The following is a 25,282-nucleotide window of genomic DNA, read 5'->3' on the forward strand; positions in this document are numbered from 1 at the left end:
GACCCCGCACGCCCCGTCGGCCCCGTTGCCGTCGTACACGCACGGTACGGGCGGCACCGCCCTGCTCGGCGACACCATCGGCGCCGATCTCGGCCGGGCCGTGGCCGCCTGGCCCGGCCGCGAGGCCCTGGTGGAGGTCGCCACCGGCCGGCGCTGGACGTACGCGGAGTTCGCCGCCGACGTCGACCGGCTGGCCCGCGCCCTGCTCGCGAGCGGGATCGCCAAGGGCGACCGGGTGGGCATCTGGGCGGTCAACTGCGCCGAGTGGGTGCTCGTGCAGTACGCCACCGCGCGGGTGGGCGCCATCATGGTCAACATCAACCCGGCGTACCGCACCCACGAGGTGGAGTTCGTCCTCAACCAGGCCGGGATCTCCCTGCTGTTCGCGACCCTCGGCCACAAGTCCAGCGACTACCGGGCGATGGTCGAGGAGGTCCGCGGGCGGTGCCCGCGGCTGACGGAGACCGTGTACATCGGGGACCCCGGCTGGGACGCGTTCACCGCGCGCGGCACGGAGGACCGGCGGGACGAACTGAAGGCCCGCGAGGCGTCGTTGTCCTGCGACGACCCCATCAACATCCAGTACACCTCGGGCACGACCGGCTTCCCCAAGGGCGCCACGCTCTCCCACCACAACATCCTCAACAACGGCTTCTTCGTTGGTGAGTCGGTCGGCTACACGGAGCAGGACCGGATCTGCATCCCGGTGCCCTTCTACCACTGCTTCGGCATGGTCATGGGGAACCTGGCCGCCACCTCGCACGGCGCCTGCATGGTGATCCCGGCGCCGTCCTTCGAGCCGAGGGCGACCCTGGAGGCGGTCCAGCGGGAGCGGTGCACCTCCCTGTACGGCGTCCCCACCATGTTCATCGCGGAGCTGAACCTCCCCGGCTTCGACGGCTACGACCTCTCCTCGCTGCGCACCGGGATCATGGCCGGTTCGCCCTGCCCGGTGGAGGTGATGAAGCGGGTCGTCGCCGAGATGCACATGGAGGAGGTCTCCATCTGCTACGGCATGACGGAGACGTCCCCGGTCTCGCTGCAGACCCGCAGGGACGACGACCTGGAGCACCGCACCGCCACGGTCGGCCGGGTGCTGCCGCACCTGGAGGTCAAGGTCGTCGACCCGGCCACCGGGGTCACGCAGCCGCGCGGCACGGCGGGGGAGCTGTGCACCCGCGGCTACAGCGTGATGCTCGGCTACTGGAACGAGCCGGAGAAGACCGCCGAGGCCGTGGACGCGGGCCGCTGGATGCACACCGGCGACCTCGCCGTGATGCGCGACGACGGGTACGTGGAGATCGTCGGCCGGATCAAGGACATGATCATCCGGGGTGGAGAGAACATCTACCCGCGCGAGATCGAGGAGTTCCTCTACGCCCACCCCAAGATCCGGGACGTGCAGGTCGTCGGGGTGCCGCACGAGACGTACGGCGAGGAGGTCCTCGCCTGTGTGATCCCGCGCGACGGGGCCGAGCCGCTGACCCTGGAGGAGCTGCGCGCCTTCTGCGAGGGCAGACTCGCGCACTACAAGATCCCCAGCGCCCTGCGGCTCCTCGACGCCTTCCCGATGACGGTGTCCGGGAAGGTGCGCAAGATCGAGCTGCGGGAGGCGTACGGCTCCTGAGGCCCGCTCAGGCCGCGCCCGCCTCGGCCAGGGCGCGGCCCGGGCCGTTCACCGGCGTGGGGATGCCGGTGAGGCCGAGGACGAACAAGGGGACGCCCAGCGTGTCGGCACACGCGCGGGCGTCCTCGTCGTATCCGGCGAGCGAGAAGTAGGCGCAGCCCGCCGACTCCGTCATGGCCGTCAGCCACAGGCACTCCACGTCCCGCGGGGCGGCGGGGCGCAGCGCCGGGTCCACCTGGGCGACGAGGCCGTGCGCGGCCAGCCCGACGCCGGACGGGGGCCGCTGGTCGGCGCGCCGTATGCCCCGGTAGCCGAGCCAGCGCAGGTAGAGCGCCGTGGCCGTGACGGCGTCACGGGCGGTACGGATGGTGACCGGCCGGAAGGGACCCCGGCGCGCGGGGGCGGGGGCGGCCGCGGGAGGCGAAGCCGGAGGGGCAGCCGGAGTCGGGGGGAGAGCTGGGGTCGGAGGGTGAGCGGGAGCCGGAGGGAGCGCCGGCGCAGGCGGGGGTGTCGGGGCCGGAGGTCGAGCAAGGGCCGGAGGGGGAGCGGGGGCCGGGGCCAGGGGGTGAGCCGGCTCGGGAGCGGGATCGGGAGACGGGGTCGGAGCGGGAGCGGTGGGGCCGGGGCTCGGGAGGGCCGCCGGGGGCGCGTCGCTCAGGGCGAGGCGCAGGACCGTGCCGCACGGGCAGCCCAGTTCGGGGTGCGGCCACTGGTTGCCGCGACCGCAGGCGGCGCAGCGCACCGTGACCCACTCCTCGTCCCAGGCGCGGTGCGCCAGGACGGCCGGCCCGGCGGCGCCGTCCAGCCGCACGGCGGTCGGCGCGCCGCAGGCGCACGGATAGGACGGCGCGGTGCAGACGTGCGCGCGCCGGCAGACCGGACAGCGCACCGGCACGCTCTCGGGCATGGCCCCTCCCGGACGTCGCGTGGGGACGGCGGTCCCCATCGTCCTCCTGCCGCCCGCCTCCTGTCCGCCGCTTGCACGGTCCGGCCGGCTCTTGACGGCGTTCATCGACGCCCCTAGATTGCTTCCAGATCGTAGAAGTAAATTTCCACAATGCGGAAGTTACTCACCGCGGGGCGCGCCGGGAGTACGCATCCGAGAAGCCGAAGCAGGAGTACTCGATGGCTCGTATGACCGCTGCCCGCGCGGCAGTTGAGATCCTCAAGCGCGAGGGCGTCACGGACGCCTTCGGGGTGCCGGGCGCGGCGATCAACCCGTTCTACAAGGCGCTCAAGGAGGGGGGCGGCATCCACCACACCCTCGCCCGACACGTCGAGGGCGCCTCCCACATGGCCGAGGGGTACACCCGGACCACGCCGGGCAACATCGGCGTCTGCATCGGCACCTCGGGCCCGGCCGGCACCGACATGATCACCGGCCTCTACTCGGCCATCGGCGACTCGATCCCGATCCTGTGCATCACGGGCCAGGCGCCCACCCACGTGATCCACAAGGAGGACTTCCAGGCCGTCGACATCGCCTCGATCGCCAAGCCGGTGACCAAGATGGCGGTCACCGTCCTGGAGGCCGCGCAGGTCCCCGGCGTCTTCCAGCAGGCCTTCCACCTGATGCGCTCCGGCCGTCCCGGCCCGGTCCTGATCGACCTGCCGATCGACGTCCAGCAGACCGAGATCGAGTTCGACCCGGAGACCTACGAGCCGCTCCCGGCCTACCGGCCGGCCGCCACCCGCCCCCAGATCGAGAAGGCGATCTCCTTCCTGCTGGCCGCCGAACGCCCGGTCATCGTCGCCGGCGGCGGCGTCATCGGCGCCGACGCCTGCGACCTGCTCGTCGAGTTCGCCGAGCTGACACAGACCCCGGTCGTCCCCACCCTGATGGGCTGGGGCGCGCTGCCCGACGACCACGAGCTGAACGCCGGCATGGTCGGCGTCCAGACTTCGCACCGCTACGGCAACGCCAACTTCCTGGAGTCGGACTGCGTCCTCGGCATCGGCAACCGCTGGGCCAACCGGCACACCGGCTACAAGCTCGACGTCTACCGCGGCGACCGGAAGTTCGTCCACGTCGACATCGAGCCCACCCAGATCGGCAAGATCTTCCCGCCGGACTACGGGGTCGTCTCCGACGCCAGGGCCGCGCTGGAGCTGTTCATCGAGGTCGCCCGGGACCTCAAGGGCGAGGGCCGGCTGCCCGACCGCTCCGCCTGGGTCGCCTCCACCCAGGAGCGCAAGGCCACCCTGCTGCGCCGCACGCACTTCGACGAGGTGCCGATGAAGCCGCAGCGCGTGTATGAGGAGATGAACAAGGCCTTCGGCCCGGACACCCGGTACGTCACCACCATCGGCCTCTCCCAGATCGCCGGCGCGCAGATGCTGCACGTCTACAAGCCGCGCCACTGGATCAACTGCGGCCAGGCCGGCCCGCTCGGCTGGACGATCCCGGCCGCGATCGGCGTCGCCAAGGCCGACCCGGACGCCCCGGTCGTCGCGCTCTCCGGCGACTACGACTTCCAGTTCATGATCGAGGAGCTGGCGGTCGCCGCCCAGCACCGGATCCCCTACGTCCACGTCCTGGTGAACAACGCCTACCTGGGCCTGATCCGCCAGGCGCAGATCGGCCTGGACATCAACTTCCAGGTCAACCTGGAGTTCGAGAACATCAACACGCCGGAGATCGGCGTCTACGGCGTCGACCACGTCAAGGTCGCCGAGGGCCTGGGCTGCAAGGCGATCCGGGTCACCGAGCCGGACCAGCTCGGCGCCGCGTTCGAGCAGGCCAAGAAGCTGGCCGCCGAGTACCGGGTGCCGGTCGTCGTCGAGGCGATCCTGGAGCGGATCACCAACATCTCCATGAGCCGCACCATGGACATCAGCGACATCTCCGAGTTCGAGGACCTGGCCACCGAGCCCGGCCACGCGCCGACGTCGCTCAAGCCGCTGAAGGTCTGACCCGGCCCGGCCGGCACGGACGAGGGGCGGCCCTTCCCGAGGGGGGAGGGGCCGCCCCTTCCTCGTGCGCCCTGCCCGTGCGGGCGGGGGTGCGCTCTCACACCGTCCCGCAGGTGAAGCCGCCCCCGCCGCCCCCGCGGTCCCACGAGCCGCGCAGCTCGCGCTCCGTCGTCCCGCCGCGGCCGGTCAGGCCCGCCTCGCGGGCGAAGCGGGGCGCGAGCAGGGTCAGCGCCCGGTCGCCGTGCAGGGCCACCAGCAGCACCCGGTCCCCGGCGGAGAGGCCGTCCGGGGCGGCGGGCAGCGGATGCCGGGCGCGCAGGTCCCGCAGGGCCCGCCGTCCGGCGCGGGTGCGGCCGGGCGGGAAGCTCCGCAGCAGCCCCGCCCCGGCGAGGTCCCCGCGCAGAGTGCCGAGCGCCTCGCGCACCGGGCGCCGCTCCAGCAACTGGCGCAGACCCGCCGGGCGGTAGAGGCTCGCGTGCACCGCCTTCGTGAGGGCGGGCAGCGGTGCCCCGGACGTCCGTCCCGAGGTGCGCATGGTGCCGGGCCGCCCCGCCCGTACGGTGCCGCGCAGATGCAGGTCCAGCACGGCCGCCACCACCGCCGCCCGGGGCCCGCCGCGCAGCAGGGCCAGCGCGTGCGGCTCGGCCGGGACCCTCGTCGTACCACCCATGACACACCCCCGTGCGGGGTCCGCCGCCCCCGTGCCGGCGGGCCCCGCGTACCCGTGATGTGCCCACGGCGGGGGGCGGTCCACGCCTGTCCGGCCGTGTTCAGAGCTCCATTTGAGGATGCCGTAGGCCGGGTACGGCCGCTGCCGTACCCGGCCTGGTCACTCCTCGTGCTCCGACAGCCCGGGCCAGTCGTCCGGTCCGCCGCCCTGCCACTCGATGAGGTCGCTCTCCTCGACCTCGATCCGGTCCAGGTCGGCCAGGCGCAGGATCTCCACGACGTCGTCCAGGTGGGAGGCGAGTCCCAGGGTCACGTCCCCCTCGGTGACCCGCCGGGAGCCGTCGAGGGCCGGGGAGTGGACCACGATGTGCGGGTGGTGCGTCGGATGTCCCATGGGTTCAGCCTGCTGCGGTTGCGGCGGTCCCGCACGCCGGGGCCGGGACGGCACGAGAGCGCCCCCGCGTTCGGGGGCGCTCTCGTGGTGGGGTGGTGTGATGGCCGTCCGACGGCGCGAGGCTGGGCGCGACAGGTCGTTCGCGCCGCCGGACGGAGCCGGGAGGGACCTCTGCCGAGGTCGTGGCTGGGGACCGCGGCGGATGCGACGGAGCCGGGGACCCTCCCCTCTGGTCGAGAAGGGGACTCGGTTCCTTCACCACCGCACTGGCTCGCACACCGCCGCGGTCCTCGCCCTGCCCGCTGTGCCGGCGATCACCCCTCATCCGGATCGCTCGGCGGCGGGTCGTTCGCGTCCGGGGCCGGACCTCCCCGTCGGGTCCCGGACGCGGTCCGCGGGTCAGTCCTCGCGCAGGGCGCGGACCGCCTCCTCCACGCGCCGGCCGTACTCCGGGTCGGCGGCGTGGAAGTGGGCCAGGTTCTTCTCGATCACGTCGTCGCGGGAGACCTGCGAGAGGCCGCCGGCGATGTTCGCGACCAGGCGCTGCCGCTCCTCCTCGGACATCAGGCGGTACAGGTCGCCCGCCTGGACGAAGGGGTCGTCCTTGGTGTGCAGCGGGGCCTCGTGGGTGCCGGTGTGGCCCGTCACCGCCAGCGGGGCGGACAGCGGGCGGCCGGTCTCCACCGGGCCGTCGTAGGAGTTCGGCTCGTAGTTCTTCGCGTACCGGCCCTGGGAGTTGACCGCCATCAGGCCGTCGCGGCCGTAGTTCTGCGCGGTCGTCGCCTTCGGCGCGTTGACCGCCAGCAGGGTGTGGTTGACGCCGAGGCGGTAGCGGTGGGCGTCCGCGTAGGCGAACAGGCGGCCCTGGAGCATCTTGTCCGGGGACGGGCCGATGCCGGGGACGAAGTTGTTCGGGGCGAACGCGGCCTGCTCGACCTCGGCGAACACGTTGTCCGGGTTGCGGTCGAGCACCAGCCGGCCGACCCGCTGCAGCGGGTAGTCCCGGTGCGACCACACCTTCGTCAGGTCGAACGGGTTGAAGCGGTAGTCCGCGGCCTCGGCCGCCGGCATGAGCTGCACGTACAGCGTCCAGGACGGGTGTATACCGCGCTCGATGGCCTGCAGCAGGTCCGTCTGGTGGGAGTTGGGGTCCCGGCCCACGAGCTCGGCGGCCTGCTCGCTGCTCAGGGAGCGGATGCCCTGGTTCGTCTTGAAGTGGTACTTGACGAAGAAGGCCTCGCCCTCGGCGTTCGTCCACTGGTAGGTGTGCGAGCCGTAGCCGTTCATGTGGCGGTACGACGCCGGGATGCCGCGGTCGCCCATCAGCCAGGTGACCTGGTGCGTGGCCTCGGGGGAGTGGGCCCAGAAGTCCCAGACGTTGTCCGGCTCCTGGCGGCCGGTGAACGGGTCGCGCTTCTGCGAGTGGATGAAGTCGGGGAACTTGATCGGGTCCTTGATGAAGAACACCGGGGTGTTGTTGCCGACGAGGTCGTAGTTGCCCTCCTCGGTGTAGAACTTCACCGCGAAGCCGCGCGGGTCGCGGACCGCGTCAGCGCCGCCGAGGGAGTCGGCGACCGTGGAGAAGCGCAGGAAGACCTCGGTGCGCTTGCCCACCCGGTTCAGGAAGTCGGCGTGGGTGAAGCCGGTGACGTCGTCCGTCACCTCGAAGTGGCCGTAGGCGCCGGAGCCGCGGGCGTGCACCACACGCTCCGGGATCCGCTCGCGGTTGAAGCGCGCGAGCTTCTCCAGCAGGTGCTGGTCCTGAAGCAGGAGCGGACCGCCGACGCCGGCGGAGGCGGAGTTCTGGTTGTCGGCGACCGGGGCGCCGGACTCGGTGGTGAGCACGCGCTTCGACATCGTGGACCTTCCGTGCGGGTGTCAGCGGAAACCTGTTTCCGCTTCGTGGAGCCTAGAAGTGGGGCGATCCGGGCGTCAACAGTTTGTTGAACCGAATCCGTGGTTCGCGGGAGGTGATTCCGGGCCGCGGCGCCGCCTGGGCGCGACAGGACAGGTGTCGGCGGCGCCGCGGCCCGGAAGTCTCGGGGGAGGGGGCTCAGACCTGGGCGCCGGACAGGCGCTCCACGGCCCGCAGCAGGGCCGAGTGGTCCAGGCCGCCGTCGCCCTGCGCGCGCAGCGAGGCCACGAGCTGGGCGACCACGGCGCCGACCGGCAGGGCGGCGCCGACCGTGCGGGCGGCGTCGGTGACGATGCCCATGTCCTTGTGGTGCAGGTCGATGCGGAAGCCGGGCTTGAAGTCGCGGTCGAGGAAGTTGTCCCTCTTGCGCGACAGCACGGTCGAGCCGGCGAGACCGCCGTTGAGGACGTCCAGCGCGGCCCTCAGGTCCACGCCCGACTTCTCCAGGAAGACCACGGCCTCGGCGCACGCCTGGATGTTCACGGCCACGATGAGCTGGTTGGCCGCCTTCACGGTCTGGCCGGAGCCGTGCGGGCCGCACAGCACGATCGTCCTGCCCAGGGCCTCGAAGATCGGCTTCGCCTGGTCGAAGTCGGCCTGCTCGCCGCCGACCATGATCGACAGGACGGCCTCGACGGCGCCGGCCTCACCGCCGGACACGGGGGCGTCCAGCACCCGGACGCCCTTGTCCCGGGCGGCCTTCGCGAGGTCGACCGAGGTCTGCGGGGTGATCGAGGACATGTCGATCAGCAGGGCGCCGGCCCTGGCGTTCTCCAGGATGCCCTCGGGGCCGTAGCAGATGGCCTCGACCTGCGGGGAGGCCGGGACCATGGTGATGACGACGTCCGCGTCCCGGACGGCCTCGGCGATCGAGCCGGCCGCGGTGCCGCCGGCGGCCGCCAGGCGGTCCAGCTTGTCCTGCTCCAGGGTGAAGCCGGTGACGGTGTAACCCGCCTTGATCAGGTTCTCCGACATGGGCGAACCCATGATGCCGAGGCCGATCCAGGCGATCGTGGGAAGCGTGCTGCTCATGATGATGGGGTGCCTTTCGGTACGGGGGGTCAGCGGGGCAGCCAGTCGAAGGCCTCGGCGCTCGGGCGCTCGCCCGGCTTGTACTCGAGGCCGACCCAGCCGTCGTAGCCCGCCTTCCTGAGCTGGTCGAGGAGGTCCTCCAGGGGCAGCGAACCGGTGCCCGGGGCGCCGCGGCCGGGGTTGTCGGCGATCTGGACGTGGCCCGTCCGCGCCGCGTACCGCTCGATCACCCGCGGCAGGTCCTCGCCGTTCATGGACAGGTGGTAGAGGTCCATGAGGAACTTCGCGTTGCCGAGGCCGGTCGCCGCGTTGACCTTGTCGACGACCTCGATCGCGGCCGGCGCCGACACCAGCGGGTAGAGCGGCGACTCGGGCCGGTTCAGCGCCTCGATCAGCAGGATCGCGCCGATCCGGTCGGCCGCCCGGGCCGCGAGGACCAGGTTCTCCAGGGCGAGCGCGTCCTGCTCGGCCGGGTCCACGCCCTCGACGCGGTTGCCGTACAGCGCGTTGAGCGCGGTGCAGCCGAGCGACCGGGCGAACTCTGCCGCCACGTCGATGTTGGCGCGGAACCGCTCCGACTCCGCGCCCGGCACCGACAGGGCGCCGCGGTCGGGGCCGGGCAACCGCCCGGCGTAGAAGTTCAGCCCCGTGAGCCGGACGCCGGCGTCCTCGATCGCCTTCCTCAGGGCGTCGAGCTCCGCCTGCTCGGGGGTGGGGGAGTCGACCCAGGGCCACCACAGCTCGACCGCGGTGAAGCCCGCCGCGGCGGCGGCCGCGGGGCGCTCCAGGAGCGGGAGTTCCGTGAAGAGGATCGACAGGTTGACGTTGAAGCGCTGGTCTGCAAATCCCACGGGGGCGGCGCTCCCTTCCTGTAGTTCCACGAGGCGAACCCCACTCGGTATTCCATAATGTGGAAGTTCGTTTCTGCTTAACGGAAGACTGCCTGTGCGGGGCGAGGGCTGTCAAGAGCGCCCGGGAAAAAGTGCCGGTGAGCGGACCGGAAGGGCCCGCACGGGTGTCCGTTAAGGTCTTTCCGAACGGCCCGGGCGGTCCGGTCCGGGCGCGGACCCGGCGCTACGCACGGGCCGCAGCAAGAGCCTTGGGGGCGCAGTGCGACTGAAAGTGGAGTTCACGACGGAGCCCTTCGACCTCGACGAGGCGCCCGCGCACGCGGTGGTCGCCCGCGAGGTCATCGAGGCGGCCCAGCTCGACGCGGTGGACGTCGGCCCGTTCGGCAACACGGTGGAGGGCGCCGCCGACGCCGTGCTCGGGGCCGTGGACGCCCTGCTGCGCCGCAGCCTCGCGGCCGGCGCGACCCGGGTCTCGCTCCAGGTCAACGTCGTCGGCGCGGCCGGGGAGGACGAGAAGTGACCGGCACCGGGGACGAGTCCTTCATCGCGGCCGTGAAGCCGCTGGTCGACGCCATGGGCGGGGAGATGCTCCCGCCGGACGAGGCCGGCGCGGACGACGTCGTGCTCGCCTGGGAGGGCGCCGACGTGCTCGCCGTGCGCCTGCCGCAGCTCGCCGACTCGCTGGACCACATCCTCGCCGCCATGGAACGCAGACGCGGCTGCCCGCTGGCCGACCTGGACCGCAAGTCCAAGCAGGAGGTCGTGCGGATACTGGAAGCGCGCGGTGCCTTCGCCGTCCGCCATGGCGTGGAGACCGTGGCGAGCGCGCTCGGCGTGAGCCGCTTCACCGTGTACAACTACCTCAACCGTGAGAAAGAGGGCTGACACCCGGCCGGAGCCCCACCCCCGAATTTTCAACAAAGTGTTGACGTGTTGTTTCGGAGGGCGTTAGCTACTGGCAGCCCGTTCAGCACGAAGGCCGTTTCCGGCCACGGAGGCTCCCGTGACTACGACTTCCACGCCCCCGGGCCTGGCCCGGTTCAACGTCCTGGAGGAGCACGCGGCGCTCGCCGGGCTCCACGAGGCGTGCGCCTCCACCGTCTGGGCCCGCCGGCTGCTCGCCGGCCGTCCGTACGCCACCCTCGACGACCTCTGTGCCGCCAGCGACGCCGCCATGGCCGACCTGGGCACGGAGGACCTCCAGGAGGCGATGGCCGGCCACCCGCCGATCGGCCGCCCCCGGCCCGGCGACCCCACCTCCACCCGGGAGCAGGCCGGCATGGCCGGCGCCGCGGCGGAGCTCAGGGCCGAGATGCTCGAACTGAACCTGGCCTACCAGGAGCGGTTCGGGCACGTCTTCCTCATCTGCGCCACCGGCCGGACCGGCGAGCAGATGCGCGACGCGGTCAAGGAGCGGATCGGCAACTCGCCGGAACAGGAGCGGGAGATCGTCCGCACCGAGCTGGGCAAGATCAACCGCATCCGACTGGCCCGACTCGTCGAAGAGGACGCCTGACACCATGAGCACCAGCACCACCGCCTCCGTGTCCACGCACATCCTGGACACCTCCGTCGGACGCCCCGCCGAGGGCGTTGCCGTCCACCTCTCCGCCCGGTCCGGCGGCACGGCGGACTGGCAGGCGCTCGGCGGCTCCGCGACCGACGCCGACGGCCGGTGCAAGGACCTCCCGGCCCTGCCGGAAGGGACGACCCACGTACGGCTCGACTTCGCCGTCGAGACGTACTTCTTGCAGTCCGAGAAGAAGCAAGCCGATGCGCAGCAGGACGCCCCCGCGAACCGGGACAGCGGACCGGGCGTGTTCTTCCCGGAGGTGGCGATCACGTTCGCCGTCGTGCCGGGCGAGCACTACCATGTACCGCTGCTGCTCAACCCGTTCGGCTACTCCGTTTACCGAGGGAGCTAGCAGACATGGCAGTCAATTCCCGTCCGGCCCAGCCGGTGATGCTGGGACAGAACCAGTACGGCAAGGCCGAGAACCGAGTCGTCAAGATCACGCGGGACGGCGCCACCCACCACATCAAGGACCTCAACGTCTCCGTGGCCCTGAGCGGCGACATGGAGGAGGTCCACTACTCCGGCTCCAACGCCAACGTCCTGCCGACCGACACCACCAAGAACACGGTGTTCGCCTTCGCCAAGGAACACGGCATCGAGTCCGCCGAGCAGTTCGGCATCCACCTCGCCCGCCACTTCGTCACCTCGCAGGAGCCGATCAGGACCGCCCGGATCCGGATCGAGGAGTACGCCTGGGAGCGGATCGAGACCTCCGACGCCAACTCCAGGTTCATCGGCGCGGACGAGGTCAAGCACTCGTTCGTGCGCAAGGGCCAGGAGACCCGGGTCGCCCAGATCACCTACGACGGTGAGAAGTGGGAGGTCATCTCCGGCCTCAAGGACCTCACCGTCATGAACTCGACCAACTCCGAGTTCTGGGGCTACGTCAAGGACAAGTACACGACGCTCCAGGAGGCCTACGACCGCATCCTGGCGACCTCGGTGTCCGGCCGCTGGCGGTTCAACTGGACCGACGACGACCAGAAGATGCCCAACTGGGAGAAGTCCTACGAGCAGGTGCGCAGGCACGCGCTCCAGGCCTTCGCCGAGACGTACTCGCTCTCGCTCCAGCAGACGCTGTACCAGATGGGCTCGCGCATCATCAACAACCGCAGCGAGATAGACGAGGTCCGCTTCTCCCTGCCGAACTCGCACCACTTCCTGGTCGACCTGGAGCCCTTCGGGCTCAAGAACGACAACGAGGTCTACTTCGCCGCCGACCGGCCCTACGGCCTGATCGAGGCGACCATCCTCCGCAACGGCTGCGAACCGCGGATCCCGGTGGACCTCACCAACCTCTGAGCCACACCCCTCTTTTCGGCACCCGTGACCGGGGAACGTCCACCCCGGTCACGGCACTCAAAACTCCCCAGGGTCCTGCCGTGCCCTCCCTCACAGAGTCCACTGAGCGAAAAGGACGAAGTCATGGCAGCAGACCAGCGCATCGTCATCGAGAACTGCGCGATCGCGACCGTCGACGCCGACGACACCGAGTACGCCTCCGGGTACCTGGTCATCGCCGGCAACCGGATCGAGGCCGTCGGCGCGGGCAGCGCCCCCGAGGGCCTGGAGAACGTCGTACGCCGGATCGACGCCACCGGGCACCTCGTCACCCCCGGCCTGATCAACACCCATCACCACTTCTACCAGTGGATCACCCGCGGCCTGGCCACCGACCACAACCTCTTCAACTGGCTGGTCGCGCTCTACCCCACCTGGGCGCGCATCGACGAGCCCATGGTCTACGCGGCGGCCCGCGGCTCGCTCGCGATGATGGCCCGCGGCGGCGTCACCACCGCCATGGACCACCACTACGTCTACCCGCGGGGCTCCGGCGACCTGTCCGGCGCGATCATCCGCGCCGCCCACGAGACCGGCGTCCGCTTCACCCTGGCCCGCGGCTCCATGGACCGCAGCGAGAAGGACGGCGGCCTGCCCCCGGACTTCGCCGTCGAGACCCTCGAAGGCGCCCTCACCGCCACCGAGGCGACGGTCAAGGAGCACCACGACGCCTCCTTCGACGCGATGACCCAGGTCGCCGTCGCCCCCTGCTCCCCCTTCTCCGTCTCCACCGAACTCCTCAGGCAGGGCGCCGAACTGGCCCGCGGCCTCGGCGTGCGGCTGCACACCCACGGCTCGGAGACCGTGGAGGAGGAGAAGTTCTGCCACGAACTGTTCGGCATGGGGCCGACCGACTACTTCGAGTCGACCGGCTGGCTCGGCGAGGACGTGTGGATGGCGCACTGCGTCCACATGAACGACTCCGACATCGCCGCCTTCGCCCGCACGAAGACCGGTGTCGCGCACTGCCCCTCGTCCAACGCCCGCCTCGCGGCCGGCATCGCCCGCGTCCCCGACATGCTGAAGGCGGGCGTGCCCGTCGGCCTCGGCGTCGACGGCACGGCGTCCAACGAGTCGGGCGAGCTGCACACCGAACTGCGCAACGCGCTCCTCATCAACCGCCTCGGCGCCCACCGCGAGGCCGCGCTCAACGCCCGGCAGGCGCTGCGCCTGGGCACCCACGGCGGCGCCCAGGTGCTCGGCCGCGCCGCCGAGACCGGCTCGCTGGAGGCCGGCAAGCTGGCCGACCTCGTGCTGTGGAAGCTGGACACCCTCGCCCACGCCTCCATCGCCGACCCGGTGACCGCGCTGGTGTTCGGCGCGGCCGCCCCCATCACCGCCTCCTTCGTCAACGGCCGCCAGATCGTCGAGGACGGCCGCCTGCTCACCGTCGACGAGGACGCCGTCGCCCGCTCCACGCGGGACGAGGCCCAGCGCCTGGCGAGGATCGCCGCCCAGGGCTGAGCCGCCTTCGGACTCCGGCCGGGAGGGACGGCTCCCGGCCGGCAGCCGTGGACCCGAGCGGGGTCCATGGCGGCCGTCTCCGGGGCGCGTGTGTGAGCGCGCGCCCCGGAACGGTCACCGTCCCGCGACCCCGAGGGGTCTCTCCCCGGTCCCTCCCCCGCTCTCGACTTCGCTCGAGCGGGAGGTACCCCCATGCCCGCCGCGCACCACCTCCCTGAAACCCGCGTCAGAGCCGATGCGTCTAACCGACCGGAGGAGCCGCCGTGTCCGCCCACCCCGCCCACGAGAAGTCCGTCCACCCCGTGGACGAGAAGCTCCCCGCCCTCAAGATGGCGACGAGCGGCCTGCAGCACGTGGCCGCCATGTACGCCGGAGTCGTCGCCCCGCCCCTGATCGTCGGCGCCGCCGTAGGGCTGTCCGGCACCGACCTCACCTTCCTCACCGGAGCGTGCCTGTTCACCGCGGGCCTCGCGACCTTCCTGCAGACCCTCGGGATCTGGAAGATCGGCGCCCGCCTGCCCTTCGTCAACGGGGTCACCTTCGCCGGGGTCGCCCCGATGACGGCGATCGTGGCCTCCGCCAAGGACAAGTCCGACGCCCTGCCGATGATCTTCGGCGCGGTCATCGTCGCCGGCCTCCTCGGCTTCCTCGCCGCCCCCGTCTTCTGCAAGGCCGTCCGCTTCTTCCCCCCGGTCGTCACCGGGACGGTCATCACCCTGATCGGGGTCTCCCTCCTCCCGGTCGCCTTCAACTGGGCCCAGGGCCCCGACCCCGCGGCGCACGACTACGGTTCGACGACCAACCTCGCCCTCGCCGGCCTCACCCTGCTGATCGTCCTGCTGCTGCGCCGCTTCACCCGCGGCTTCGTCAAGCAGATCGCGGTCCTCCTCGGCCTCGTCGCCGGCACGCTCATGGCCATACCCTTCGGCGTCACCGACTTCGACCCCGTCGCCAAGGCGGACCTGGTCGGCTTCCCGACCCCGTTCCACTTCGGCGCCCCGCAGTTCCACATCGCGGCGATCCTGTCGATGTGCGTGGTGATGGTGGTCTCCATGACCGAATCCACCGCCGACATGCTGGCGCTGGGCGAGATCGTCGAGCGTCCGGCCGACGAGCGGACCATCGCCGCCGGGCTGCGCGCCGACACCCTCGGCTCCGCCCTCAGCCCCGTCTTCAACGGCTTCATGTGCAGCGCCTTCGCCCAGAACATCGGGCTCGTCGCCATGACACGGATCCGCAGCCGCTTCGTGGTCGCGGCCGGCGGCGGGTTCCTGGTCCTGATGGGCCTGTGCCCGATGGCCGCCTCGCTCATCGCGGTCGTCCCCCGCCCGGTGCTCGGCGGGGCCGGCGTGGTCCTCTTCGGCTCGGTCGCCGCCAGCGGCATCCAGACCCTGGTCCGGGCCGGCCTGGAGCGGGACAACAACGTCCTGATCGTGGCCGTCTCCCTGGCCGTCGGCATCATCCCGATCACGGCGCCGGGTTTCTACCACGCCTTCCCCGAGACCGCGCGGATCGTCCTGGACTCCGGAATCTCCACCGGCTGCGTCACGGCCGTTCTACTCAACCTGGTCTTCAACCACCTCGGCCGCGACCCCGAGGCCGCGGACGTCACCCACCCCATGGAGTCGGGCGAGGAACTGGCCCCGGCCCACTGACACCCGGCACGCACGCGGGGTACGGCGACCGCCGTACCCCGCGCCGTCCTGTGCGGCAGGCTGGGGCGTATGAACGAGTCCGGCCGCGTGGAGGCCTTCAGCGACGGGGTGTTCGCCATCGCCATCACCCTGCTCATCCTGGACATCAAGGTGCCGAAGGCCGACGGACCGGGCGGTCTGTGGCACGCGCTGGGCGCGCAGTGGCCGTCCTACGCCGCCTATGTGGTGAGCTTCCTGGTCATCGGCATCATGTGGGTCAACCACCACCAGGTGTTCAGCTACGTCGCCCGGGTCGACCGGGCGCTGATGTTCCTCAACCTGCTGGTGCTGATGGTCGTCGCCGCGGTGCCCTGGCCGACGGCGATGCTCGCGGAGTACCTGCGCGAGGACCGGGCCTCCCACGTGGCCGCCGCCGTGTACAGCCTGGTGATGGTCGCGATGGCACTCGCCTTCCAGGCCCTGTGGTGGCACCTGACCCGCACCGGCCACCTCTTCGACCCCCGGGTGGACGCCCCCGCCGCCCGGGCCACCCGGATCCGTTTCGCGCTGGGCTCGCTCGGTTATCCGCTGACGGTGGGCCTGGCCTTCGTCTCCGCCCCCCTCACCCTGGCCGCCCACGGCCTGCTCGCCCTCTACTACGGCTTCAACCAGGTCCCGGTGCCGACCCGGGAGGCCGCGGCCCCGTCATGAGCCGGGCCCTCCTGGCCACGCGGACGTCAGAGGCCGAGCAGGGCCGGGTCGGCGGTCAGTTCCTTGAAGACCGCGCCCGGATCGGGCACCAGTCTGCGGGCCGCGAGGTCCATGATCCCGCCCACGGCGGTGATCTCGGCGGCCACCGTGCCGTCGGTCCTGCGGATCTCCTGGCGGATCCGGAACGTCTTGCCGGTGCCCCACTCGAACGCGCAGGTGACGTCGACCTCGTCACCGGCGAGCAGCTCGCGCCGGTAGCGGATCGTCGTCTCCAGCGCCACCGGTCCGACTCCCTCGCGGCCCAGCCGCGCCTGGCTCAGCCCGGCCGCCTGGAGCAACGACCAGCGGGCGTGCTCCGCGTAGTTGAGGTAGACCGCCTGGTTGAGGTGGCCCTGGACGTCGGTCTCGTAGCCCCGGACGCCCACCCGCACGGAAAACGGTTCGCTCACGACTTCCCCTTCTCGTGTACGACGCACTGATCCCCGATCCTGGCACGCCGCTCACGCCCGGCGCGGGGAGGCCAGCAGATAGCGTTCCCGCGTGCGGGGCTCGGTGTACTCGCCGGCCTGCCAGCCCGCTCCCTCCAGCGTGGCCGCGCAGGCCCGCAGGGTGGGCTCGTCCGGCCCGTGCACGGCGACGGCCTCCGGCTGCGGGGTGGCGCGCACCCGGTACCCGGCGCCGTCCGGGCCCTCGGGCGGGTGCCCGGCCGCCTCCAGGGCGAGCGCGGCGGCCCGCACCAGGTGCGCGCGCTCCCAGCCGCACGGGCGGTCGGTGGCCCCGCCGGGGTTGGTCATCCGGCGCAGCTCCAGCAGCCCCTGCCAGGCCCCGCGCACCTCGCGCAGCCGGGCCGCGGCGGAGGCCGGGGCGCTGTCCTCGCCGCCGACGCGCGCCGCGAAGACCCCGGCCTCGGGTGCCGGCTCCGGCGCCGGTCGCGGCGCGGCCTCGGCCGCGCTCTCCCGTACGCGGTGCCCCGCCGGGGTGAGGAAGTGGTCGTGCGGCGGCCGTGGATGCCGGAAGGCGAGACCGTGCCGCACCAGCGCGGCCAGCTGCGCCGGGGTCCCGCGCAGCCGCCCGGTGACCGGCTCCGCGGCGTCGATCACCCGCCGCTGCGCGGCGGTCGGGGGTCGGGTCACGGCGTGCTCCCTTCCGGTGTGCCGCCTCGGGCGGGCCGCCGGGCGGGCGGCTCCTCAGAAGCGTACGACCGGGTACCGACAGCGGCGCCGGGCCGGCCGGGTCAGCCGGTCGTCCGGAGGTTCCAGCCCGCCACCACGGGGCGCCCGTGCTCGGTGCCGAGCCGGCACAGCGTGCCCGTCGCGAGCTGGAAGTGGGCGCCGTCCCGCGGGGGCAGACCGAGGCGGCGGGCGGTGAGCACCCGCAGGAAGTGGCCGTGGGCGACCAGGACGACGTCCCCCTCGGTGCCGGCGAGGGCGGCGTCCACCTTGCCGAGCATCCGGTCGGCGCGCGCTCCCACCTGTGCGGGGCTCTCCCCGGGGTGCTCCGGCGGCCCCGGCGCGACCCCGTCCGTGAAGAGGAACCAGCCGGGCCGGGTCCGCTGGATCTCCGCGGTGGTCACGCCCTCGTACCCGCCGTAGTCCCACTCGCACAGGTCGGCGTCGACCCGCGCGTCCGGGAGCCCGGCGAGCGCGGTGGTCTCGCGGGCCCGCCGCAGCGGGCTGACGAAGGCGGCGCCGATGTCAAGGTCCCGGAGCAGCGGCGCCAGCCGCCGGGCCTCCGCGCGCCCGTCCCCGGTGAGGGGCAGGTCCGTCCAGCCGGTGTGCCGTCCGGAGCGCGACCACTCGGTCTCACCGTGCCGGACGAGAAAGAGGTCACCCATGTCAGCGCCCTTCCCGCTCGCCTCCCGAGCACGGTCGCACGGCCCGGGGCGGCCCGCAGCGCGGACTGGGCCGGACGGCCGCGCACCGCGTCACTGCCGGTACCCGCCGAGGAACCGTCCGATCCGGCCGATCGCCGCCTCCAGGTCCTCCGCGTGCGGCAGCGTGAGGATGCGGAAGTGGTCGGGCTCGGGCCAGTTGAAGCCGGTGCCCTGGACCACCTGGATCTTCTCGCGCAGCAGCAGGTCGAGGACGAACCTCTCGTCGTCGTGGATCCTGTGCACCTTCGGGTCCAGGCGCGGGAAGGCGTACAGCGCGCCCTTGGGCTTCACACAGGACACCCCGGGGATCTCGTTCAGCTTCTCCCAGGCGATGTCGCGCTGCTCGCGCAACCGCCCGCCCGGCGCGGTGAGTTCACGGATGGACTGGCGGCCGCCGAGCGCGGCCTGGATGGCGTACTGGGCGGGCGCGTTGGCGCACAGCCGCATGGAGGCCAGCATGGTCAGGCCCTCCAGGTAGTCCCTGGCGTGCTGCCGCGGACCGGTGACCACCAGCCAGCCGGAGCGGAAGCCCGCCACCCGGTACGTCTTGGACAGGCCGCAGAAGGTGAGGACCACCAGGTCGGGGGCGAGGGCCGCGGCCGAGTGGTGGACGGCGTCGTCGTAGAGGATCTGGTCGTAGATCTCGTCGGCGAAGACCATCAGACCGTGCCGGCGGGCGAGGTCCAGGACGCCCTCGACGACCTCCTTCGGGTACACGGCTCCCGTGGGGTTGTTCGGGTTGATCAGCACGAGGGCCTTGGTGCGGTCGGTGATCTTCGCCGCCATGTCGGCCAGGTCGGGGTTCCAGTCGGCCTGTTCGTCGCAGCGGTAGTGGACCGCCTTGCCGCCGGCGAGGGTCGTCACCGCCGTCCAGAGCGGGAAGTCCGGTGCGGGGATGAGGATCTCGTCGCCGTCCTCGACCAGCGCCGTCACCGCCATGGAGACCAGCTCCGAGACGCCGTTGCCGAGGAACACGTCGTCGACGTCCACCTCGAGGCCCAGGTTCTGGTAGCGCTGGGCGACGGCGCGGCGGGCGGAGAGGATGCCGCGCGAGTCGCTGTAGCCGTGCGCCCGGGGCAGCATCCGGATCATGTCCTGGAGGATCTCCTCCGGCGCCTCGAAGCCGAAGAGCGCGGGATTGCCGGTGTTCAGCCGGAGCACGCTGTGGCCCGCCGCCTCCAGCGCGTCGGCGTGCTCGATCACCGGGCCGCGGATCTCGTAACAGACCTCGCTGAGCTTGTTCGACTGCCGGAACTCCATGCGCCCCTCCGGGAACTCGTGTTGCTTGGTTTTACCAAGCAGGAGCTTGGAAAGTCCAACAACCCGTCTAGACTGCGCCGCATGTCACCTCGCCGAAGCTACGACCAGTACTGCTCCGCGGCCCGCGCGCTCGACCTGGTCGGCGACCGCTGGACCCTGCTGATCGTCCGGGAACTGCTCGCCGGTCCCCGCCGCTACACGGACCTGCACGCGGACCTGCCCGGCGTGAGCACGGACGTACTCGCCTCCCGGCTCAAGGACATGGAGCGCGACGGGCTCGCCGGCCGGCGCAGGCTGCCCCCGCCGAGCGCCGCCTACGTGTACGAACTGACTGGTCGTGGCCGCGCGTTGCTGCCGGTGCTGCAGGCGCTGGGGGAGTGGGGGCAGCCCGAACTGGGAGAGCGGCGGCCCACCGACGCGGTGCGCGCCCACTGGTTCGCCCTGCCGCTGCTGCGCGCCCTGGAAGGCACGGCCGAGGGCGAAGGCGTGGTCGAAGTCCACCTGGACGAGGGAAAGTTCCACCTCCACGTCGGTGCCGGGGAGGGGCCGGTGTACGGCGACGGGCCCGCGCCCGGTCCGGCGGACGCGTGCCTCGGCACCGACTCCGGGACGCTCGGGGCCGTCGGCCACGGGGCGCTGACGCTGGCGGACGCGGTGCGCGCCGGACGGATCGCGGTCACCGGCGACGGCACCCTCGCCAAGGCACTGCGGGAGGCGTGAGGAACACGGAAGGCCCGCCTCGGGGGCGGGCCTTCACGGGCGGCGCGGGGAGAGGGTCAGGCGTTCGGGGGCACCCGGGACGGCCGCCCAGAGCCGCGCGTGAGCGCGTATCCGCCGATGCCCGCGAGTGCCGCGAGCACGCCACCGATGCCGGTCCACACCCAGCGGTCGGACCACCAGCCGGAGGACCAGCCGCCGTCGGGCTCGATGCTCGACAGCACGGCCGACCTGGCGCCGTCACCGTCCTTCCGGGCCGCGGACTTCACCGCGATCCCGGGGACGAGCGGCTCGGCCAGCGAGCCGTCCACGGCGGCGGCGCCGCCGATGTGCTTGGAGTCGGCGCGGACCTCGGCACTCACCGGCTGGCCGAGGTCGCCCGCGGCCAGGTCCACGACCGTCAGCCGGACGTAGTACGTGCCCGGCAGCGGGTCGTTCGCCCACGGCTCCGACCAGGCGCGCACCGTGCGCAGCACGCACGCCAGCTCGACCGAGGAGGTGCCCTGGGCGGCGGTGCGGGTGGCGGCGCCGTACTGGCAGGACTGGCGGCGCCGCAGACCGTCGTACACGTCGATCTGCCAGGTCTGCGTCCCGTGCGAGGCGGGCAGCTTCACGGTCGCCGCGACGGTCGGGCGCTGCCCGGCGTCCGCGGGGAACGACCAGTACAGGTAGTCGCCGGTGGACCCGGACGCGGTGGCCCGCTGCCCCTGGTCGATCTCGGTGGCCGTGCGGAAGGACGTGCCCGCCCGGGTGGGCGCCTTGCCGTCGTCCGAGGCGCCGGGCGACGGCGTGGAGTCGGCGGCCGCGGGACCCGCGGCCAGCCCGAGCGCCAGCAGGGCGGTGCTCAGCACACGTGTGATACGCATCAGTTGGTCCTCCAGACCGCGACCCGCCAGCGGGACACCCAGCCCCACAGCAGACCCGCGACGAAACCGGCCAGCACCAGCGCGCCGAGCAGCCACCAGCCGCGGCCGAGGCCGAAGGAGGCGACGTCCCCCGCCTTCGACGGGCCGTCCACCACGTCGACCGTCAGCTCCAGCGGCAGACCGGGCGTGGTCTTGACGCCCGCGGCCGCCGAGAAGGAGTTGGTGACCTGGAGGCACACGGTCTCCGCGGAAGCGTTCTCGTCGTCGCTCTCGGGCCGCGGGTAGCGCAGGCCCGTGGAGATGACGTCGGTACGGCCGTCGCCCGCCGCCTCACCGCGCACGATCTCGCGTCCGTGCAGCGTCACGGCCCGCAGCAGCACCCCGTAGTCCGGGTTCACCGCGCGGTCGTCGGCCACGCTCACCGAGGCGCGCACCTCCTGGCCCGGCTCGACGGCCACCTTGTACCAGCGCTGCTGCCCGAACTCCTCGCGGTCCGTGTAGAGACCGGACTTCAGGGACGGTGCCGAGGAGCACGCGCCCGCGCCCTCGGTCGCCACCGGCGTCACCACGGGGTCGGCCGCGCGGTCCACCAACTGGCCCACGCGGTCGGTCAGTTGTTCCTTGTGCTGCACGGAGGTGTAGGTGCCGCCGGTCGCGTCCGCGATGCAGCTGAGCTGGTCACGGGTCTTGGCGTCGGGCACCAGGCCCAGGGTGTCGATGGTCAGCCCGATGCCCTTGGCGGCTATCTCCCGGGCCACCTCGCACGGGTCGAGCGGCTGGCAGGTGTCCTCGCCGTCGCTGATCAGGACGATACGGCGGGCGCCGTCGCCGCCGTTCAGGTCGTCCGCCGCCTTCAGCAGCGCGGGACCGATCGGGGTCCAGCCGGTCGGCGACAGCGTGGCGACCGCGGTCTTCGCCTCCGTGCGGTCCAGCGTGCTGACCGGGTAGAGCTGCGCGGTGTCCTTGCAGCCCGTCTTGCGGTCGTTGCCGTGGTAGTTGGCGCCCAGGGTGCGGATGCCGAGCTGGACCTCCTCGGGCGTCGCGTCGAGCACCTCGTTGAACGCCTGCTTCGCGGCCGCCATCCGGGTGCCGCCGTCGATGTCCCGGGTCCGCATGGAACCGCTGACGTCCAGCACGAGTTCGACCTTCGGGGCGGCCTGTTGCGTCTCGTCGGCCGCGGCCGGCCCGGGGAAGGCGAGCCCCGCCGTCAGGGCGGCGAGCAGGGCGCAGACGCCCGCCGCCAGCCGTTGTCTTCTGATCATCGGCGGATCTTATTGATCTCGGGTGCCGGGCTCCAAAACGAGCGGGTTCGGCAGTGCCGTCCACAGGTCGCCGGGGGTCTCGGGGGAGAGCCGCATCAGCGTCAACGCCTTGGCGGGCACGGGACCTTCGCGCAGCGCGGCCAGGTCCGGGGTGCGCGGCAGGCCGGGCAGGGCCGCCGCCAGCGCCGCGCCGAGCGCCGGTCCCGAGCCCGCCGCACCGGCCAGCGCCCCCGCCACCAGGGACCCGAACAGCTTGCGGCGCAGGGCCGTTTCGTCGTCCGTGACCAGCCGGCCGGTCAGCGGCGGCGGGGTGATGCCGTGGCGCCGCAGCCGGGCGGGGCTGATCCGGATGTCGGCGAGATCGCGGTAGACCAGACGCAGCGGGGTGCCGTCGGCCGAGAGCACGACCAGCAGGTTCTGCCCGTGGGCCTCCAGGGCGACGCCGAGGTCCAGCAGCCGCAGCCCGACCGTGAGGGCGAGCCGGGTGAGGCGGGCCAGCCGGGCGGGGGAGTCCCCGAGGCCGCTGACGGGCAGCGCGGCCACCGGCAGCACCCGCTCGCCGGGTCCCGCGTACACCCGCGGCGACTCCCGCAACAGGGCGGCGAGATCGGGCGAGTGGGCGGTGGCCGCGCCCAGGGTGCGGGTGATGTGCAGCAGCCCGTCCGTGCGCGCGACCAGGTCCGAGGCGAGGGCGGTGAGCGCCGCCGACGCCTCCACGGAGTACGCGGAGATGTCCCGCACCGAGGAGGTCAGCCGCGCGCTGAGCGCCGTCTTCACGTGCGGGCCGTCGTCGTCCAGGGCGAGCGTGCGCAGCGACATCAGGGGGTGCGCGGGCCGCCAGGGGACGCACGTCCGCTCGAGCACGTGCGCGGCCTGCCAGGGGTGCACCGGCAGCAACAGGTCCCCGCCGGAGCGCAGTTCGTCCGGCCAGTCCCCGGAGACCAGGCACTCGGCGGCCGGCACCGCGAGGGTGCCCAGCTCCACCACGGGCCGGTGCTCGGGCGCGTACGCCAGCTGGTCCGCCACCGAGAAGCCGGGGCGGGAACGGCAGTTCGGGTGGAAGGGGTGCCCGTCCACCACCCGCTGCTCCCACTCCCAGTCCCGGCTCCCGTCGTCGGCCCGGGCGTCGCCCGCCGGCCACTCGTCCGGGTGGTCCGCGTCGGCCCGGGACAGCGCCAGGGAGGCCACGCTGTCCCCCAGTTCGGCCGCGAACGCGGCAGCGTGCGGCACGGCGAGCGCGGTCATCAGCCGGGCCGGGTCGTCGTGGCGGTCGCGGTCGAGCCGTACGGCGGTGACCCGGTCCCCGGTGGCGTACGGGTCGGCGAGCGGGCCGTGCAGCGTCCGGCCGTCGGCCAGCCGCAGCGCCAGGGCGTGCGCGCCGCGGACCCGGCCGGTGATCCACGGCAGCGGCTCGTGCGCGAAAGCCCGCCACAGCCGGGTCAGGACCGCCGCGCGGGCGCCCGGCAGCCCGGCCGTGTACCGGGGCAGCAGGCCGGGCCGTACGGCGGCCAGCTCCTCGGCGATCCGGGCCTCGGCGGTGGGGTACTGGTACACGGTCGGCTCCTCGGATACACGCGGCACGGGGCACGATGGTCTGGGACGACAGACACAGGGACGACAGACATACTGATCGCCTTCGGGCCCCCGACGAAGAACGAATGGATCGCGTGGACCTCAAGCCTCCCGCCGACGCCGTCGGACGGCGTGCCGACGCGTATGCGGCCGCCCCCCTGCTCAACTGCCTGCTGCGGGAGATCGCCGAACCGCTCCCGGAGCCCGGGCCCGGGGCGCGGCCGGTCTACCGGCTGCCCGGCACCGGCCGCCTGCTGCGGGTGCGCCCCGGCCGCCGGCCCGCCGAGCCGGAGGTGTCCGACGCCGGCACCTGGCACCGGCTCGGCCACTCCGAGCTGGTCAAACTGGTCGCCGAGGAACTGCGCCGGCTCACCGGGTCGGCGGGCGGCGACGTGCCCGCCGAGATGATCGACAGCCGGGACACCGTCGCCGCCCTGCTCGCCGCCCGCGCCCGGGCGGCCGAGCCCCGCGACCCGTACCTGCGCTCCGAGCAGTCCCTGATCACCGGCCACCCGCACCACCCGGCGCCCAAGGCGCGCGGCGGCGGCCCGGCCGCGGCCTGGCTGCCGTACGCGCCCGAGGCCCACGCGCACTTCCCGCTGACGCTGCTCGGCGTCCGCGAGGACCAGGTGGCCGAGGAGGGCGACACCAGCGCCCTGGACGCCCTGGGCGCGTCCCCGCCCGGCTACCGGCTGCTGCCCGCCCACCCCTGGCAGCTCGGCCTCCTCGGCCGCGCGCTCGATCCGTACCTCGCCGACGGCCGGCTCGTCCGGCTCGGCACCACCGGCTTCGACACCTGGCCGACGGCGGCCGTCCGCACGGTGTACGAGCCGCGGCGCGACCTCTTCCTGAAGTTCAGCCTCGACGTGCGCATCACCAACGACGTCCGCCGGCTGTGGCGCCACGACCTGCTGAGACTGCGCCGCACCGACACGGCCGCCCGCGCGGCGTTCGCCGCCCTCGGCCCGCCGGCGGCCTGGCTGGCCGACCGCGGCTACCGCACCGCCGCCTTCGCCTTCGAGGAACTGGCCGTACTCGTCCGCGACGGGCTGCGCGGCCACCTCCTGCCGGGCACCGACGCGCTGCTGGCGGCCGGCCTCGCGGAGGGCTTCGAGGGCAGCCCCCTGGCCGCCACGGCCACGCCCGGGACCTGGTGGGAGGCGTACCTGCGGCAGGTCGTCCCGCCCGCCCTGAAGGCGTTCGACGAGCACGGGGTCGTGCTGGAGGCGCACCTGCAGAACACCCTGGTCGCCGTCGACGCGGCCGGCACTCCCGTGCAGGCGCTGTTCCGGGACGCCGAGGGCGCCAAACTGCTCGCGGACGTCTCCCGCGAGGCGGGCTGGGAGCGGCTGGTGTACTGCCTGGTCGTCAACCACCTCGGCGAGATCGCCGGCGCCCTCGCCGAGGACCACCCGGGGTTCGACCCCTGGCCCGCCGCCCGCCGGGAACTCGCCCGGCACGCCCTGCCCGAGATCCACGCCCTGCTCACCTCGCCCACCCTGCCCGGCAAGACCAACCTGCTGCTGCGCTGGACCGGGGCGGACGGCGCCGCCGCCCGCTACCGCCCGCTGCCGAACCCGCTGGCCGGCGCCTGACCGGCCCGGC

25 protein-coding genes are annotated in these 25,282 nt (G+C 72.9%); 12 read left to right on the forward strand and 13 right to left on the reverse strand.

All coding sequences use genetic code 11. From position 1 onward, the window contains the following. The first annotated feature begins 25 nt into the window (after positions 1-25). Entirely contained in the window at positions 26-1,627 is a 1,602-nt protein-coding gene (locus B446_RS29215) for an AMP-binding protein (protein ID WP_043479336.1), read from the forward strand. A 7-nt stretch (positions 1,628-1,634) separates the two neighbouring features. On the opposite strand, the gene B446_RS39905 is transcribed toward B446_RS29215, so the two are convergent. Beyond that, entirely contained in the window at positions 1,635-2,534 is a 900-nt protein-coding gene (locus tag B446_RS39905) for a hypothetical protein (protein WP_020943040.1), read from the reverse strand. Between the two features lie 218 nt (positions 2,535-2,752). Here B446_RS39905 and gcl point away from each other — a divergent pair, with 218 nt between their 5' ends. Beyond that, on the forward strand, positions 2,753-4,540 hold the full coding sequence (gcl, locus tag B446_RS29225; protein WP_020943041.1) for a glyoxylate carboligase: 1,788 nt from the start codon (positions 2,753-2,755) through the stop codon (positions 4,538-4,540). A 97-nt stretch (positions 4,541-4,637) separates the two neighbouring features. On the opposite strand, the gene B446_RS29230 is transcribed toward gcl, so the two are convergent. The 5 genes from B446_RS29230 to B446_RS29250 all read right to left on the reverse strand — a co-directional run bounded on the left by B446_RS29230 (position 4,638) and on the right by B446_RS29250 (position 9,401). Then, a complete protein-coding gene (locus B446_RS29230) occupies positions 4,638-5,210 on the reverse strand; it encodes a TIGR04222 domain-containing membrane protein (protein WP_020943042.1) in 573 nt (190 codons plus the stop codon). Between the two features lie 159 nt (positions 5,211-5,369). Next, the gene (locus B446_RS29235) at positions 5,370-5,603 is read right to left on the reverse strand and encodes a hypothetical protein (RefSeq protein ID WP_020943043.1); all 234 of its coding nucleotides are present in this window, start codon (positions 5,601-5,603) and stop codon (positions 5,370-5,372) included. A 399-nt stretch (positions 5,604-6,002) separates the two neighbouring features. Further along, a complete protein-coding gene (locus tag B446_RS29240) occupies positions 6,003-7,460 on the reverse strand; it encodes a catalase (protein ID WP_020943044.1) in 1,458 nt (485 codons plus the stop codon). A 196-nt stretch (positions 7,461-7,656) separates the two neighbouring features. Then, positions 7,657-8,550: a 2-hydroxy-3-oxopropionate reductase gene (locus tag B446_RS29245; protein WP_020943045.1), complete on the reverse strand. Its 894-nt coding sequence runs from the start codon at positions 8,548-8,550 to the stop codon at positions 7,657-7,659. A gap of 29 nt (positions 8,551-8,579) precedes the next feature. After that, positions 8,580-9,401, reverse strand: coding sequence for a TIM barrel protein (locus B446_RS29250; protein ID WP_020943046.1), 822 nt, complete (start codon positions 9,399-9,401; stop codon positions 8,580-8,582). Positions 9,402-9,660: 259 nt separating this feature from the next. Here B446_RS29250 and B446_RS29255 point away from each other — a divergent pair, with 259 nt between their 5' ends. From B446_RS29255 to B446_RS29290, 8 genes are all read left to right on the forward strand, one after another. Then, positions 9,661-9,921, forward strand: a complete 261-nt coding sequence (locus tag B446_RS29255) for a thiamine-binding protein (RefSeq protein WP_020943047.1) — start codon at positions 9,661-9,663, stop codon at positions 9,919-9,921. Further along, entirely contained in the window at positions 9,918-10,286 is a 369-nt protein-coding gene (locus B446_RS29260; protein ID WP_020943048.1) for a helix-turn-helix domain-containing protein, read from the forward strand. Before B446_RS29255 ends, B446_RS29260 begins: the two co-directional genes overlap by 4 nt. A 118-nt stretch (positions 10,287-10,404) precedes the next feature. Then, entirely contained in the window at positions 10,405-10,917 is a 513-nt protein-coding gene (uraD, locus tag B446_RS29265) for a 2-oxo-4-hydroxy-4-carboxy-5-ureidoimidazoline decarboxylase (protein WP_020943049.1), read from the forward strand. A 4-nt stretch (positions 10,918-10,921) separates the two neighbouring features. Beyond that, on the forward strand, positions 10,922-11,326 hold the full coding sequence (uraH, locus tag B446_RS29270) for a hydroxyisourate hydrolase (protein WP_020943050.1): 405 nt from the start codon (positions 10,922-10,924) through the stop codon (positions 11,324-11,326). A 5-nt stretch (positions 11,327-11,331) separates the two neighbouring features. Next, complete coding sequence (pucL, locus tag B446_RS29275) at positions 11,332-12,279, forward strand: factor-independent urate hydroxylase (protein WP_020943051.1); 948 nt, start codon at positions 11,332-11,334, stop codon at positions 12,277-12,279. A gap of 123 nt (positions 12,280-12,402) precedes the next feature. After that, a complete protein-coding gene (locus tag B446_RS29280; protein ID WP_020943052.1) occupies positions 12,403-13,782 on the forward strand; it encodes an 8-oxoguanine deaminase in 1,380 nt (459 codons plus the stop codon). Between the two features lie 263 nt (positions 13,783-14,045). Beyond that, positions 14,046-15,437, forward strand: coding sequence for a nucleobase:cation symporter-2 family protein (locus tag B446_RS29285; RefSeq protein ID WP_020943053.1), 1,392 nt, complete (start codon positions 14,046-14,048; stop codon positions 15,435-15,437). 69 nt (positions 15,438-15,506) lie between these two features. Beyond that, positions 15,507-16,127, forward strand: a complete 621-nt coding sequence (locus B446_RS29290; protein WP_020943054.1) for a TMEM175 family protein — start codon at positions 15,507-15,509, stop codon at positions 16,125-16,127. 26 nt (positions 16,128-16,153) lie between these two features. On the opposite strand, the gene B446_RS29295 is transcribed toward B446_RS29290, so the two are convergent. The 4 genes from B446_RS29295 to B446_RS29310 form a co-directional block, all read right to left on the reverse strand. After that, the gene (locus B446_RS29295; protein WP_020943055.1) at positions 16,154-16,576 is read right to left on the reverse strand and encodes an acyl-CoA thioesterase; all 423 of its coding nucleotides are present in this window, start codon (positions 16,574-16,576) and stop codon (positions 16,154-16,156) included. A 51-nt stretch (positions 16,577-16,627) separates the two neighbouring features. Beyond that, positions 16,628-17,260 carry a hypothetical protein gene (locus B446_RS29300; protein ID WP_020943056.1) on the reverse strand — a complete coding sequence of 211 codons (633 nt, stop codon included), beginning with the start codon at positions 17,258-17,260 and terminating at the stop codon, positions 16,628-16,630. Positions 17,261-17,361: 101 nt separating this feature from the next. After that, complete coding sequence (locus B446_RS29305; RefSeq protein WP_020943057.1) at positions 17,362-17,961, reverse strand: histidine phosphatase family protein; 600 nt, start codon at positions 17,959-17,961, stop codon at positions 17,362-17,364. 90 nt (positions 17,962-18,051) lie between these two features. Beyond that, the gene (locus tag B446_RS29310) at positions 18,052-19,260 is read right to left on the reverse strand and encodes a pyridoxal phosphate-dependent aminotransferase (RefSeq protein WP_020943058.1); all 1,209 of its coding nucleotides are present in this window, start codon (positions 19,258-19,260) and stop codon (positions 18,052-18,054) included. Positions 19,261-19,341: 81 nt separating this feature from the next. Between B446_RS29310 and B446_RS29315 the strand changes: the two genes are divergently transcribed. Further along, a complete protein-coding gene (locus tag B446_RS29315; protein WP_020943059.1) occupies positions 19,342-19,980 on the forward strand; it encodes a winged helix-turn-helix transcriptional regulator in 639 nt (212 codons plus the stop codon). 56 nt (positions 19,981-20,036) lie between these two features. On the opposite strand, the gene B446_RS29320 is transcribed toward B446_RS29315, so the two are convergent. From B446_RS29320 to B446_RS29330, 3 genes are read right to left on the reverse strand one after another with little or no spacing between them, the layout of a single operon-like run. Further along, positions 20,037-20,843 carry a hypothetical protein gene (locus B446_RS29320; RefSeq protein ID WP_020943060.1) on the reverse strand — a complete coding sequence of 269 codons (807 nt, stop codon included), beginning with the start codon at positions 20,841-20,843 and terminating at the stop codon, positions 20,037-20,039. Further along, positions 20,843-22,105, reverse strand: coding sequence for a VWA domain-containing protein (locus tag B446_RS29325; RefSeq protein WP_020943061.1), 1,263 nt, complete (start codon positions 22,103-22,105; stop codon positions 20,843-20,845). The genes B446_RS29320 and B446_RS29325 overlap by 1 nt, the downstream gene beginning before the upstream one ends. 9 nt (positions 22,106-22,114) lie before the next feature. Continuing rightward, positions 22,115-23,659, reverse strand: coding sequence for an IucA/IucC family protein (locus B446_RS29330; RefSeq protein ID WP_020943062.1), 1,545 nt, complete (start codon positions 23,657-23,659; stop codon positions 22,115-22,117). Between the two features lie 104 nt (positions 23,660-23,763). On the opposite strand from B446_RS29330, the gene B446_RS29335 reads away from it, so the two are divergent. Continuing rightward, positions 23,764-25,272 (forward strand): IucA/IucC family protein, encoded by a 1,509-nt coding sequence (locus tag B446_RS29335; protein ID WP_043476653.1) that lies wholly within the window; start codon positions 23,764-23,766, stop codon positions 25,270-25,272. Positions 25,273-25,282 lie beyond the last annotated feature (10 nt).

Source organism: Streptomyces collinus Tu 365, from assembly GCF_000444875.1.
In the GTDB taxonomy this organism is placed as follows: Bacteria; Actinomycetota; Actinomycetes; order Streptomycetales; family Streptomycetaceae; genus Streptomyces; species Streptomyces collinus_A.

Bases quoted from the DNA above. Each gene is read 5' to 3' on its own strand.
- B446_RS39905 (WP_020943040.1), bottom strand. From the start codon at position 2,534: ATGCCCGAGAGCGTGCCGGTGCGCTGTCCGGTCTGCCGGCGCGCGCAC.
- gcl (WP_020943041.1), top strand. From the start codon at position 2,753: ATGGCTCGTATGACCGCTGCCCGCGCGGCAGTTGAGATCCTCAAGCGC.
- B446_RS29230 (WP_020943042.1), bottom strand. From the start codon at position 5,210: ATGGGTGGTACGACGAGGGTCCCGGCCGAGCCGCACGCGCTGGCCCTG.
- B446_RS29235 (WP_020943043.1), bottom strand. From the start codon at position 5,603: ATGGGACATCCGACGCACCACCCGCACATCGTGGTCCACTCCCCGGCC.
- B446_RS29240 (WP_020943044.1), bottom strand. From the start codon at position 7,460: ATGTCGAAGCGCGTGCTCACCACCGAGTCCGGCGCCCCGGTCGCCGAC.
- B446_RS29245 (WP_020943045.1), bottom strand. From the start codon at position 8,550: ATGAGCAGCACGCTTCCCACGATCGCCTGGATCGGCCTCGGCATCATG.
- uraH (WP_020943050.1), top strand. From the start codon at position 10,922: ATGAGCACCAGCACCACCGCCTCCGTGTCCACGCACATCCTGGACACC.
- pucL (WP_020943051.1), top strand. From the start codon at position 11,332: ATGGCAGTCAATTCCCGTCCGGCCCAGCCGGTGATGCTGGGACAGAAC.
- B446_RS29280 (WP_020943052.1), top strand. From the start codon at position 12,403: ATGGCAGCAGACCAGCGCATCGTCATCGAGAACTGCGCGATCGCGACC.
- B446_RS29290 (WP_020943054.1), top strand. From the start codon at position 15,507: ATGAACGAGTCCGGCCGCGTGGAGGCCTTCAGCGACGGGGTGTTCGCC.
- B446_RS29305 (WP_020943057.1), bottom strand. From the start codon at position 17,961: ATGGGTGACCTCTTTCTCGTCCGGCACGGTGAGACCGAGTGGTCGCGC.
- B446_RS29310 (WP_020943058.1), bottom strand. From the start codon at position 19,260: ATGGAGTTCCGGCAGTCGAACAAGCTCAGCGAGGTCTGTTACGAGATC.
- B446_RS29315 (WP_020943059.1), top strand. From the start codon at position 19,342: ATGTCACCTCGCCGAAGCTACGACCAGTACTGCTCCGCGGCCCGCGCG.
- B446_RS29320 (WP_020943060.1), bottom strand. From the start codon at position 20,843: ATGCGTATCACACGTGTGCTGAGCACCGCCCTGCTGGCGCTCGGGCTG.
- B446_RS29325 (WP_020943061.1), bottom strand. From the start codon at position 22,105: ATGATCAGAAGACAACGGCTGGCGGCGGGCGTCTGCGCCCTGCTCGCC.
- B446_RS29335 (WP_043476653.1), top strand. From the start codon at position 23,764: ATGGATCGCGTGGACCTCAAGCCTCCCGCCGACGCCGTCGGACGGCGT.